Raw genomic sequence first — 12,765 nt, 5'->3', positions numbered from 1 at the left:
TCAGCACCAGGTCAGCACGGGGATGCAGAAGGGCCCCACCGAGAGGCGAGGCCCAAGCGCTTGACCTGCATGTTTGCGCTCAAATGAGTATTCATGATAAGGGAAGCGCCAAAAAGGTGTGCAGGAACTTCACTCGCCGGCCCCGCCGCACATGCCGTCTCCCCCTGGTCGTCTCCCGCTCGCCGAACCCCTCTACGCTAACCCGTCCCCGGGGTCGCTCAGGGCGCGTACGTCTCTCCGCCGAGGGTGAGGTCGGCGGTGCCCGCGGTGCTGTCGGCGAGCCAGGCCTCGAAGGCGGGCAGATCCGCCTCCGGGAGGGCGACCTCGATCTCCACCGCGGAGCCGTAGCGCAGGTCGACCACGGTCCGGCCGGTGGCGCGCAGGTCGTTCTGGGTCTTGCCGGCACGCTGGTGGTCGACGGTGACGGTGGCCAGCCGGTAGCGGCGCCGGGTGACGGTGCCGAGCTCGTCCAGCGCCTCGCCGACGACTCCTCCGTAGGCCCTGATCAGGCCGCCGGCGCCGAGCTTGACGCCGCCGTAGTAGCGGGTGACCACGGCGACGGCGTAACGGATGTCGCGGCGCATGAGCATCTGCAGCATCGGAACCCCGGCGGTACCGCCGGGCTCGCCGTCGTCACTGGCCTTCTGGACGGAGGCGTCGGCGCCGACCACGTAGGCGAAGCAGTTGTGCGTGGCGGTGGGGTGCTCCCTGCGGATGCGCGCGACGAACTCCTGCGCCTCCTGCTCGGTCGCGGCGGGCGCGAGCGAGCACAGGAAGCGCGAGCGGTTGATCTCGGACTCGTGCACGCCCTCACGGGCCACCGTCACGTACTGGTCTGCCTTCACCGCTCCACCCTAATCCGTGGTTAATACTGCAACCGCATGTGGGGGTCGTGGCCCCGTCGTTGGTAGTGGCAGCGGCGGGCTCGGGCTTGGCTGCGGCGTCGGAAGTGTGACCAGTGGAGACGGTGCTCGTTGGTGTGGCAGCGGGGCGTGAGGACGACGTGCCCGATCATCCGGCGGATCTCCGGGACGCTGAGGGGTATGAGGTCTTGTTCGTCATCTCCGCTGCCCCTTTTGCGGCTTCTGCGGCACGGATGGCCGTGAGGTAGGCCAGGACGGCCATGGCGAGGGTGATGTGCCGGTACCAGGCCCGGTAGAGCCGCACCTGGTAGTGGTCGAGCCCGCATTCACCCTTCGCGGTCTGGAAGCATTCCTCCACCGCCCACCTGGCTCCGGCGGTCCTGACCAGGTCTTTCAGCCGGGAAGTGACGGGGCCGTAGCAGACGTAGTAGGCGATGTCGGTGGGGTCGGACAGGTTGCGGCGGGCGAGCACCCAGTGCCCGGATCCGCCCTCCCAGGTGGGCCGGATCGCGACGCGGGCCCAGTGGTAGATCCGCTGGCCGTGGGCGCCTGCTCCGGCGGAGATCCGCTTCCATGCCTGCTTCGGCAGGGCCGCGATCAGCTCGTCGACGCGGGCGTCCCGGCCGTCGGCGGTGATCACGGTGTCGTTGACCTTGGTGGCCAGCACATACGCGGCCTGGCGTTCTTCCAGCCAGGCGCGGAAGTGCTTGACCTGCCCGTATGCCTCGTCCGCGGTCACCCAGGCGAAGGGAACAGCCGCGTCGATGGCGCGTTGCAGCATCCACTTGAGGTGCTCGATCTTCGTGGCGAACGGCACGGTGTCGTCGATCCCGGCTGCCCGGCAGCGGTCGCGGTCGTCCGTCCAGGACTTCGGGACGTAGAGTTCCCGGTCGATCAGCGCCCGCCCTTTGGCGGATGCGTAGGCGAGGAAGGTGCCGATCTGGCAGTTCTCGGTGCGGCCAGCGGTGCCGGAATACTGCCGCTGGACCCCTGCTGACCTGGTGCCCTTCTTCAGGAACCCGGTGTCGTCCCCGATGAGCACGCCATCCTTGGCGCCGATGGTCTCCACGACGAAGTCCCGGACATCGTCGCGGACCGCGTTCTCGTCCCATTCGGAGTGGTTGAGCAGGCGTTGCACACCGTCCGGGCGGAGCTGGCCGACCTGCTCGGCCAGCGTCCACCCGTTCTTCTTCTCTAGCTCTGTACTTCGCGGGTAGTTCGTTCAGGTCTCTGGCCAGCGGGGATGTGTGGGTTCCAGGCCGAGGAGGTCGAGGAGGTGGAGCTGGATGCCCCGGGTGATGGCGATGACGGGTGGGTCGGTGGCGCTGCCGACCCGTAGCCGCAGGTCGGACAGGTGGTAGAGGATCATCCGGCCGGTGGGCCGCACCCTCTGGTTGCCGGGGTAGAGCCCCTGCATCTTCTGGTCGCCGCCGAGGGCTCGGCGGACCTGGCGTTCGATCAGGCAGAACAGCAGCAGGGCCAGGCAGATCACTGTGATCAGTGCGGCGACGCGTTTGTTGTCCTGCACGAAGACAGGGGTGACGGCCAGGGGGCCCTTGAAGTCGCTGTATCGGCGCTCGACGGTGCCCTGGCCTTTGTGGCGGCGTAGTACTTCGCCGGGATCGGCCTGTTCGGGGGTGAGGGTGGTCAGCAGCGCGTACCAGCCGTCGACGGCGGCTTCGGCCTGGAGCACGTCCTGATCGAAGTGCCAGGACAGGGCGGGCCGTCCGGTTTCGTCGGTGGTGATCTCGGTGTGCAGGCAGCCGGAGACCCGGCGGGTGCGGGTGATCACGCCGAGGCGTGCGGCGATCTTCTCTGCGGTCCTGTAGTAGCGGCCGCCGGCAGAGTGCTGGAGCTTGTCGAGGTCTTCGCGGGCCTTGGCCAGGCGTTTCTCGCGGGCCCGCTGCTGGCCTTTGGCGTTGCCGGTGGAGTGCACCAGGATCCGGCGTACCTGGAGCGGGGGATCGCTCTTGCGGGGCCCGGTCACAAGGTGGATGTCTTCCAGGACCCGGTAGGTCTCACGCGCTGCGGCGGGGGTGTTCTCGTCGCGGGCGGGGGTGTAGTCCACGACGGTGGCCGTCTCGAGGTCGAGGGCGGCGTAGACGGCGTCGTCGACCCTGGAAGCGGGGGCCGGGGCGATGAAATCGGTCCCGGCCCCGATCAGGGCGGTGACGTTGCCGTATGAGATCAGCTTGGAGTCGGCGATCAGCAGGAACTTCTTCGGTCCGGCCATCGCGCGCAGAGCGTTCATGGTGCCGGTGATCTGGGAGATCTCCGCGGCTCCGCCGTCGATGACGCGGGACAGCAGGGGGATACCGCCGTCGCCGGTCACCGCCAGGCCGGTCTGGATCTGCTTGAGGTCGTAGCGGCGGTCCTTGGGATGGCCGTGTCTGATGCGGGGATACTCCTCGTCCTGGTCATCGGCCGGGTAGGCGCCGTAGAGCGACATGGATGTCATGTCCCAGTGGAACGTGGACACATCGATGCCGAACTCGCCGATCGCCTGGGCCCCGATGCTGTCGGTGAGCTCTCTCAGCCGCGGGGCGATGGCGTCCAGGGCCCGGCCCAGACGGTCGTCGTTGAGCAGTTCCGCCTCAATTCCGAATACTTCTTCCACCGCCCACTCCCGGGCCCAGCGGTCCACCCGCCACAGGGGTGCGGGTGCGGTCAGCCGGTTGGCCACCAGCACCTCGATGACCTGGCCGTGCGTCACATGGGCGATGTCGCGGCCCGGGCACAGCCGGTCGACGGTCCCGGCCACATCAAGCCGGCGCAGAAACTCGGCAGCGACAGGCAGAGCGCCCAGACGCTTCTCCACCACGGAGGTGACCACACATTCCATGCGCGGGCGCACCGTCCGCAGCCGTGGGGACCGGGAAGACTTCGTCACACCCGGATCAACACAGCCACCCCCGGACCGGACACGGCCAGACACCAACTCCACCTGACTCAGCCACCCGCGAAGTACGGATCTAGCGGCGCAAGCAGGCCCGTCATGTAGTCCAGAGCCCGATCACGTGGCTCCGACCTGCCAAAACGATGCCCGAACCGGGCATGCAACCCCGCTACACCCTCGGACCACGACTCGATCTGCTCGACCGTCAGCGTTTGATCACACAGTCACAACAACGAGCATCGACGCCAACCGTCACGCCACATGCGGTTGCAGTATTAAGACCGACCGGCAGTAGGGCCGTGGGTGTCGGTGATCGGCGGCCCGAGCGCAAGGCAGGCACGAGCCTGAGTGATCATGGAGTTCTCTACGCTCAGTGATCACCGGAGGGCTCGTGCCTGTCCTGCCATCATGCCTGCTCGAACCCCTGTGGGACCAGTTCGCGGCGCTGCTGCCCGCGCACGTGGACGGCCATCCGCTTGGCTGCCACAATCCGCGCCTCCCCGACCGGATCGTCTTCGAGCACGTGATCGCTGCCCTCGTGCACGGCTCCGGCTACGAACGCATCGCCAGTCCCGGCTGCTCCGACCGCACTATCCGACGCCGCGTCAGACACTGGGCCGACCTGGGGATATGTCAGCAACTGCACGCCTTGGCCCTGGAGGCGTACGACCGCATGATCGGCCTGGAACTCGACGAACTGTCGGTCGACGGCTGCATCACCAAGGCGCCCTGCGGCGGCGAGAAGGCCGGCCGCTCCCCGGTCGACCGCGGCAAGCAGGGCCTGAAACGCTCGGTAGCAGCCGAGGCCCGCGGTGTTCCGCTCGGCCTGGTCTCCGCCGGAGCCAACCGGCACGACTCGCCCCTGCTCATCCCCACCCTCGACGCCGTGAAAACCCAGGTCGGACCACTCCCCGAGCAGGTCAACGTCAACCTGGACCGCGGCTACGACAGCGCGAAGACCCGGACCGCGCTGGAGGAGTTCGGCTTCACCGTCGAGATCGCCCGCAAGGGTGTGCCCGCCCCAATCCAAGCCGGGAAACGCTGGGTGGTGGAGCGCGCACACTCGTGGATGAACGGCTTCGGCAAACTGCGGCGCTGCACCGAGAAGAACGGCAACGTCGTGGACTTCTACCTGCACCTCACCGCCACGATCGTCACGCTCCGCATGCTCATCCGCCGCGCGACGCTCCAATACCGCTGGGACACCCGCCCCACCACCCGACGACTCAAGTGACGCCTACTGCCGGTCGGTCTAAGAGCCGTCCGGCCGTATCAGACCTGGGCGGGCTGTTCGAGAGCGCCAGGGCTGTCACATCTGGCTCCACCCGGGCTGCGACGCCTTCCCGTAGATCGGTGGGCAGGCCTGGTGCTCGTGGTGGTGGCAGTTGCGTGGGCGCCGGGCGGACGCCTTCGGTACATCCGGGCTTGAGCCCTCGTACGAGACGGGCGGCGCTCGGCGTCTTCGCGGCCGCCACCACCGTGGAGTGCAGTGTGCTGGCGCCCGTCGCTGGGCGGATGCCGTTTCCATCCCAGGCCTGCAGGGCCTCCTGCCAAGAGCGGAGACGCCCGGCACCATCGGACGTCAACATCCATCGCTTGATCACTCGTTGGTGTTGGTGATGCGAGCCCGCCCTGCGGTGACCTCTTGATACGCCCGAGCCGTTGAGCTCCCGCGGAGACTGAGGCCCGTGGGACGAGTTGGTGCCACGAACGGCTACTGAGGTGGCGGACCGGCCCTCGCGCCGAGTCCTGGGATTAGGTCGCTGCGTGGCCCTCATGCGCTCGCAACCAGCGCGAACATCAGATACTGGGAGGGGAAGAATCTTGATCTACTGCGGTATCGACTGGGCGGAGAAGACGCACGACGTCGCCCTGGTCGACAACAGCGGCCAGTTACTGGCCAAGCGGCACATCACCGACGACGCAGCCGGCTACAAGATCCTGCTGGATCTGCTCGCCGAGTACGGCGATACCGAGGATGACCCGATCCTGGTCGCCATCGAAACCTCCCGTGGCCTGCTCGTCACCGTACTGAGGACCGGCAAGCGGCAGGTGTTCGCAATCAATCCGATGGCCGCTGCTCGCTACCGGGACCGTCACTCCGTCTCCCGGAAGAAGTCCGACCCCGGCGACGCCCTGGTCCTCGCCAACATGCTCCGGACTGACATGCATGCCCATCGGCCGCTTCCCCAGGACAGCGACCTTGCCCGCGCCGTCGCCGTCCTCGCCCGCGCTCAGCAGGACGCCACCTGGAACCGTCAGCAGATCGCCAACCAGCTCCGCTCCCTGTTGCGCGAGTACTACCCGGCCGCTCTCGCGGCCGTCGAATCCTGGAAGAACGGACTCTGCCGGCCCGAGGCCCACGAGCTGCTCAAGCTGGCCCCGACGCCGGCCAAGGCCGCTCGGCTGACCCGTACGCAGTTGCAGGCCGCGCTCAAGCGGGCCGGTCGTCAGCGGGGCATCGCAGCCGACGCCGAGCGGCTGCGTGAGGTCCTCCGGGCCGAGTGGGCCCACCAGCCGCAGCTGGTCGAGGACGCGCTCGGCAAGCAGATGCTTGCCCTCCTGGTCCAGCTGGAGGCCGCCTGCACCCCGCCGCCGACAGCCTTGCTGAGGCGGTCGAAGAGGCGTTCCCTCAGCACCCGGACGCTGAGATCATCCTCAGCTTCCCCGGCCTCGGCATCCAGCTCGGGGCCCGGGTGCTTGCCGAGATCGGGGACGACCGGCGACGGTTCGCCGACGCCCGGGGCCTGAAGGCATACGCTGGCGCCTCGCCGATCACACGGGCCTCCGGCAAGAAGTCGAGCGTCACCCGCCGTTGGGTGAAGAACGACCGTCTGAATGCCGCGGGCTACCTATGGGCGTTCTCCGCAATCACCGCCTCGCCCGGCGCCAAAGCCCACTACCGGCGACGCCGCGACAATCACGCAGACTGGCACGCCGCCGCCCAGCGCAACCTTTTCAACCGCATGATCGGCCAGCTCTACCACTGCCTCCAGAATCGAAAAGTCTTCGATGAGGAGTCCGCGTTCCCCGCACCGCCTGACGTCGCGGTCAGCGCGGCTTGACTGGCAGCACCTCGTGCACCCAGGCAGGCAGCTCAGGGTCATCGCACCAGGACGCAGTGATCGTGATGAGGGCCTCCCACGAGGCTTCGGCCCCGGATCCAGGACGACCTGTCGCAAGCTCGGCATACAGTCGACCGCATAGGTGAGAGGTGACTTCGTAGAGTGCCCCGTTGACCTCCGCCACTCGCGCCAGAGCGGATCCGGGGGCGTGAGGCGGTTCTCCATTGAGTCGGATGGTGGGGACCGCGGCCGCGTATGTCCGTCCGTGGATGAAATCCCGCAACGCGATCACTTCGTCCCGCGTTGGCAAAGGGCGCTGGGCGGGGGCCGAGTCAGTCATCCGGCAAGGCTATCCACGAGCTCACCATTGTTCGAGGGCGTGGCCCGAGACCGTCTACTGGCCGGGGGGCCGCACCCAGGGAGCGAAGCGCTGATCGGGGCCTGCATCCTCGCGCCAGTACCGCAAGACGGTTCCCTGGACGATGTCGAGCCGCTCCGCGGCGATGAGGCACGAGACCGGCTTTTGCCCGCCTGCATCGACTCTGTTGCTCAATTCCGGGGTCAGGCTGTGAGCTGGTAGCCGAGGCGAGCGAGGCGGCCGGTTCGGGGTGGGGTGTCCGTGGTGGTCCAGTGGGCGTCGAGGCGGACGATGTTGATCGCGGTGGCGGAGAACGTGTGTTGGAGGCGGACCTTCGGGAGGCCGCGGTAGCGGGCCCTGCGCAGGCCAGTGAGGTCGAGGGCCTGGTTGATGGTTCCCTCGATGCCCGAGCGCAGGGCGTACTTGTCCTTCCAGGTCCGGGACTTCTGCTCGGCGCGGGCCGTGGTCAGGGCAGCGTGGAGGTGTTCGGGGTAGAGGGTGAGCATCCGGTTGCCGCGCCGGGACCGGGTGCACAGCTTCAAGACGGGGCACTCGCGGCAGTCGGAGCGGGCGAACTCGACGACGATGGCGTCGCGTCCGTGCTGTTTCACCGGGTGCCACCCGGTGCTGGTGCGGCCTTCGGGGCAGGTGGCCTGGCGTGTCTTCCAGTCGATGCCGAAGGCGTTCTTGTCATAGCCGGCGGCCGCCTTGGCCTGGGGCGAGTGGTCCAGGAGCACGGGGGTGACCATGATGATGCCCTGCCCTGCGGCCTGGGTGATCAGGTCGGCCGAGGGGTAACCGGAGTCGAGGTAGTGCTCGGCCGGCTTCAGGCCGCGGGCGGTGAGCGCGGCCTGGACGGTGGCGGTCGCCTTCACGTCCGGGACGGTGGCCACCGTGGTCAGCACATCCGTGATCAGGTTCACCGCCCGGACCGGCTCCTGCCTCCCCACCGCCCCGGCTTCGGCTTCGGCTTCGGCTTCGGCTTCGGCTTCGGCTTCGGCTTCGGCTTCGGCTTCGGCTTCGGCTTCGGCTTCGGCTTCGGCTTCGGCTTCGGCTTCGGCGGGAGTGTCGCAGGTCTCGGTGAGGTGGACCTTGTAGCCCAGCCAGAACAGATCCTCGCCCTTGGCCGCCCAGCGCGCGTCGGCGTCATAGGGCGAGGCGAGGCGGAGATGACCGGGCGGAACGCCGTCCGTGTCGGCCTCCCGCTTCCTGACCACCTCCCGCCCGCGCGTATCGGTGCTGATCACGTACGTCTGGACCAGGACCTGCCGCAGCAGGGCGACCGGCTCGATCTCCCGCAGCCACCCGGGCGCCCCCGGTGCCCAGACCGCCCGGCACAGGGCCAGCGCATCCTGCCCGAAGACCAGCGCGAGCCGCTCCCGCTTCGTCTTCGAGGCCGGAAGCGTCCAGCCCTCAATCCGCTGCCCGTAGCGGTGGGCGAGTTCGGGCACGTCTACCACGCTGGCCAGCCAGGACGGCGCGGCCGCCGCGAGGGCTTCCAGCGCGGCCCGCACGCTCTCCCCGGCCAGCTCCAGCCGGTTCAGGTCCCGCACCGCGCTGATCACATGGGTCGCGTCCGTGCGCTGCTTCCCGCCCGCCGCCACCAGCCCCGCCTCCCGGCAGTGCTCCAGCAACTTCTCGAAGACCACCCGCTCCATGTCATGCTCGACCAGCCGGGCCCGGAACTTCGACAGCACGCTGAAGTCGAACCCCGGATCCTCCAGCTCCACCCCGAGCGCGTACTTCCAGTCGATCGCCCGCACCGCCATCACCGCGGCCTGCCGGTCGGTCAGGTTCTCCGCGAACTGCAAGACCGTGACCAGCGACAACACCCCCGGCGACAATCCCGGGGCCCCACGAACCCCGAACGCCTCGACGAACGGCTCGTCCGCGAACACCTCACCGAGCCGATCCCGCACCCGTATCGGCAGACTCCCCTTCGGGAAAGCGGCCCGGGCCACCCGCGCCGTCCGTTCCGGCACTGGCGGCAACCCGCTCGACCGCAGCGACATCCACATCACCCCCACGGCCGCACGACAGGGAAGCGACCGCACGATAGATCATCACGCACCAACCGAACCACGCAGCCGGAATTGAGCAACAGAGTCGCTGCACCCGTCAAAGGCGACTGTGCGCCAGCGGCGGTAGCAGACACCAGGGGTCTGGGGCTGTGCCAGCGGACCTGCCAGGACTTCGAACAGGGCTTTCATCGGAGCCGGCCCGAGCCGCCGGCGCAGATCACGAAGAGCCTTCTCACTCGGTCGGTGTACCTCCCGGCCGGGCAGCCCAGCAGTCAGCTTGTCCCAGACACGCAAGTACCCGAGCGACGGGAACAGGCCCAGAGCCAGGACGAAATACACCCTGACTCGTGATGGCAGACACCGCAGCCGCTGCTGAACGGTCCGGGTCTCAGCCAGCACGGCATCGACAAGCTCCACGGGAAGGTAGGTGGTCAATTCACCCAAGTGGCCTGGCAAGTAGCGACACTTGGCGTCGTCGCTGACAGCCTCGGGCGGTGGGATGGCACACTGGTCGCACAGCGGGAAGATCTTGGCAGATCCCCCAGCTCTATCCGAGGTCCCGTTCTTTCGGCAGCACAATCCGCCCGCATTCACCCTTGACGGCGCCTGCCACCCCTTAACTTCGCGGCCTTGGGGCGCGGTCGCCGGGTTTGTAGCAGCACAGGGCGGCTATGGAGAAGCGGCGCTGGGAGCGTCCGCGGACCCGGATGACCGGGGTGGTTCCGCGACGGCTCCAGGTGTGTCGGCGGCGCTTGAATCGTGACCCGCCCTGGCCGCTTGGGTTCTAGTACTCCAGCAGGATTTTGATGTCTGACCTGCGGGTTTCGTTGGGCGGCTGGAGTGTAGCGGGTTGCGGTGTGGTCAGGGGCGGTCTTCGTCGGGCCGTCCATCGATCGTGCGACAGCGCCGCAAGTAGTGGCAGCGGCGGGGCAGTTTCCTCAGGTGATCAGCGCGCGTGCTGGCGAGCAGTGGAACCTGGACCTGGACGACCTCTTCGTGACCATTGGCCATCGGTTCGGCCGGGTGGAGCTACGCCGTCGCATGCGCGACTACGTACGCGGCCTCCTCGCCCCGGTGCCCCGGAAGAACAGCTGGCAACTGGCCGAGCAGGCAGGCCACCCAACCCCCGATGGTCTGCAGCACCTACTCGCCGGAGCGAAGTGGAACTCCGACGACATCCGCGATGACCTGCAGAAATACGTCGCTGACAAGCTCGGCGAGAGCGATGGCGTCCTCATCATCGACGACACCGGGTTCATCAAGAAGGGCGCCACATCCGCCGGGGTCCAGCGCCAATACTCGGGAACCGCCGGCCGCACCGAGAACTGCCAGATCGGCGTCTTTGCCGCCTACGCCACCACCCTGGGCCGGGCCCTGGTCGACCGTGAGCTCTACCTGCCCAAGAGCTGGACCGAGGACCGCGAACGCTGCCGGGCAGCCCGCGTTCCCGACGAGCGGGAGTTCGCCACCAAGGGTGAACTGGCCCGCCGCATCGTGCTGAGGTCCCTCGCCTCACCGCTGCCCATCTCCTGGGTCACCGCGGACTCCGCCTATGGACAGGAGAGCCGCTTTCGCCGGCTGCTGGAACAGTCCGGCGTCGGCTACGTGCTGGCCGTGCCCAAGTCCCAGTTCACCGTGGGCTGCCCCCGCATCGACGGCCTGTTCGCGCAGGCCCCGGCCGAGGCATGGGAGAAGATCTCGTGCGGTGACGGCGCGAAAGGTCCTCGCGTCTACCACTGGGCGGCGGTGCGGCTGCCAGCCGTCGAGGAATTCGACTACCAGGGCGAGGCCCCCCACCGGATGCGGTGGGCACTGGCCCGCCGCAGCATCCGCAAGCCCGACGAGATCGCCTACTATCTCGCCTACGCGCCCTTGGAGACCACCGTTCAGGAGCTGGTGCGGATCGCCGGGACACGCTGGGCGATCGAGGAGTGCTTCCAGGCCGCGAAGAACGAGTGCGGCCTGGACCAGTACGAAGTCCGTCGCTACGTCGGCTGGTACCGGCACATCACCCTCGCCATGCTCGCCCACGCCTTCCTGGCCTCCACGGCGCGCGAGCTCCGGGAAAAGGGGGTGGCACCGATGAGGCAGCAGGGGCAATCGAGTTCACAGTGGCGGAGGTTCGGCGACTCCTGGCAGCTTGTCGTCCCCGGCCCCCACACCTCCGTGGCCACCGAGGACGACACCACGCGCTGAGCTGGTCGAAATGGCGCCGCCAGCGCCAAGCAGTCGCCCGCCGCTGCCACTACTTGCGGCGCTGTCGCACGATCGATGGACGGCCCGACGAAGACCGCCCCTGACCACACCGCAGCCCGCTATACTCCAGCCGCCCAACGAAACCCGCAGGTCAGACATCAAAATCCTGCTGGAGTACTAGGGCCTGTTCTGAGTTGAGATCACGGGATCGGTCATTCTCGCTTCAGGAGGGTGCTGGCCGGGGTAGACCGGTCGCATGACTCGTGATGATCTGACCGATGCCGAGTGGGAGTTGATCGAGCCGCACCTGCCGCTGGGGGCGTTCGGACCGATCCCTGACCTGCGCCGCTACTTCAGCGCGGTGATGTGGAGGTTCCGGACCGGCAGTCCCTGGCGGGATGTGCCGGAGAGCTACGGCTCCTGGTCGACGATCTACGACCGGTTCCGGATGTGGGCGCGTGACGAGGTCTTCCAGACCCTCATGGACGCGATGATCGCCGAGGCGGAGGCTCGCGACGATGTCGATCTCAGCCTGGTGAGCGTGGACTCGACCGTTGCTCGGGCGCATCACCACGCGGCGGGCATGGCGGTCGCCCCGGAGCTCCTTGAGGATCTGGAGAAGGCCGTGGCGGAGGAAAAGGGGCTGCAACAAAGGGACAAAACGACCCCGTAGGCGAGGGATCCGCGGACAGGGAGGACCCCGAGCGGGAACAGCGCCGAGCCGTGCGCCGGCGCCGCAGGGCCCGACTGCGGGCCGCCGAACTGGGCCGCTCCCGGGGCGGGCTCACCAGCAAGATCCACCTTGCCGTCGAGCGGCGCTGCCGCCCGCTGTCCATCATCCTTACCCCCGGGCAGGCCGCGGACAGCCCGCACTTCATCCCTGTCCTCAAGAAGATCAAGGTGCGCGGCCGGATCGGCCGCCCCAGGACCCGGCCGGACGCAGTGGCCGGCGACAAGGCGTACTCCTCCCGAGCCAACCGCGCCCACCTGCGCAGACGCAACATCAAGGCGGTGATCCCGGAAAAGGCCGACCAGGCTGCCAATCGCAAGAAGAAGGGACGCTCCGGCGGCCGCCCGGTCAGCCACGACGGCACGCTCTACAAAGATCGCAACACCGTCGAGCGCGCCATCAACAAGTTCAAGGAATGGCGGGGGCTGGCCACCCGCTACGACAAGACACCTGAGAGCTATGCCGCCGGGCTCCACCTGCGCGGATCCATCCTCTGGTTACGCAGCCTGCCAGCCCTCCCGTGATCTCAACTCAGAACAGGCCCTAGCCGGGTGGAGTTCCCCGTGTCCGTCGCGCTGGCCGAGCCGGTCACGGTGCTGCCGTCGGGGCATCGGACGGTGGCTTGCCCGGGATGCT

General features: G+C 68.1%; 5 protein-coding genes and 6 pseudogenes. 4 read left to right on the top strand and 7 right to left on the bottom strand.

Features of this window, described 5'->3' with window-relative positions:
- Nucleotides 1–218: 218 nt before the first annotated feature.
- From OG332_RS37005 to OG332_RS47975, 4 genes and pseudogenes are all read right to left on the bottom strand, one after another.
- Nucleotides 219–845: a YigZ family protein gene (locus OG332_RS37005; protein ID WP_327417514.1), complete on the bottom strand. Its 627-nt coding sequence runs from the start codon at nt 843–845 to the stop codon at nt 219–221.
- Nucleotides 846–1,011: 166 nt separating this feature from the next.
- Nucleotides 1,012–2,061 (bottom strand): annotated as a pseudogene (locus tag OG332_RS37000) (IS701 family transposase); the annotation flags it as partial.
- 24 nt (nt 2,062–2,085) lie between these two features.
- Nucleotides 2,086–3,705 carry an IS1634 family transposase gene (locus OG332_RS36995; RefSeq protein ID WP_327417513.1) on the bottom strand — a complete coding sequence of 540 codons (1,620 nt, stop codon included), beginning with the start codon at nt 3,703–3,705 and terminating at the stop codon, nt 2,086–2,088.
- A 128-nt stretch (nt 3,706–3,833) separates the two neighbouring features.
- A pseudogene (locus OG332_RS47975) lies at nt 3,834–3,953 on the bottom strand (IS701 family transposase); the annotation flags it as partial.
- A 197-nt stretch (nt 3,954–4,150) separates the two neighbouring features.
- On the opposite strand from OG332_RS47975, the gene OG332_RS36990 reads away from it, so the two are divergent.
- Both OG332_RS36990 and OG332_RS36985 read left to right on the top strand, forming a co-directional pair.
- Nucleotides 4,151–4,993 carry an IS5 family transposase gene (locus OG332_RS36990; protein ID WP_327414200.1) on the top strand — a complete coding sequence of 281 codons (843 nt, stop codon included), beginning with the start codon at nt 4,151–4,153 and terminating at the stop codon, nt 4,991–4,993.
- A 542-nt stretch (nt 4,994–5,535) separates the two neighbouring features.
- Nucleotides 5,536–6,824: pseudogene (locus tag OG332_RS36985) on the top strand (IS110 family transposase).
- A 561-nt stretch (nt 6,825–7,385) separates the two neighbouring features.
- On the opposite strand, the gene OG332_RS36980 reads toward OG332_RS36985, so the two are convergent.
- The 3 genes and pseudogenes from OG332_RS36980 to OG332_RS47970 form a co-directional block, all read right to left on the bottom strand.
- Nucleotides 7,386–9,101: a transposase gene (locus OG332_RS36980; RefSeq protein WP_327417512.1), complete on the bottom strand. Its 1,716-nt coding sequence runs from the start codon at nt 9,099–9,101 to the stop codon at nt 7,386–7,388.
- A gap of 162 nt (nt 9,102–9,263) precedes the next feature.
- A pseudogene (locus OG332_RS36975) lies at nt 9,264–9,722 on the bottom strand (transposase domain-containing protein); the annotation flags it as partial.
- Nucleotides 9,723–9,825: 103 nt separating this feature from the next.
- Nucleotides 9,826–9,942 (bottom strand): annotated as a pseudogene (locus tag OG332_RS47970) (IS630 family transposase); the annotation flags it as partial.
- A gap of 206 nt (nt 9,943–10,148) precedes the next feature.
- Between OG332_RS47970 and OG332_RS36965 the strand changes: the two are divergent.
- Nucleotides 10,149–11,399, top strand: coding sequence for an IS701 family transposase (locus tag OG332_RS36965; RefSeq protein ID WP_442816399.1), 1,251 nt, complete (start codon nt 10,149–10,151; stop codon nt 11,397–11,399).
- A gap of 256 nt (nt 11,400–11,655) precedes the next feature.
- Nucleotides 11,656–12,653: pseudogene (locus tag OG332_RS36960) on the top strand (IS5 family transposase).
- Nucleotides 12,654–12,765 lie beyond the last annotated feature (112 nt).

Source organism: Streptomyces sp. NBC_01233, assembly GCF_035989305.1.
GTDB lineage: Bacteria > Actinomycetota > Actinomycetes > Streptomycetales > Streptomycetaceae > Streptomyces.
Note: the sequence above shows the minus strand (reverse complement) of the source record. Positions and strands in the feature narration are given on the sequence as shown.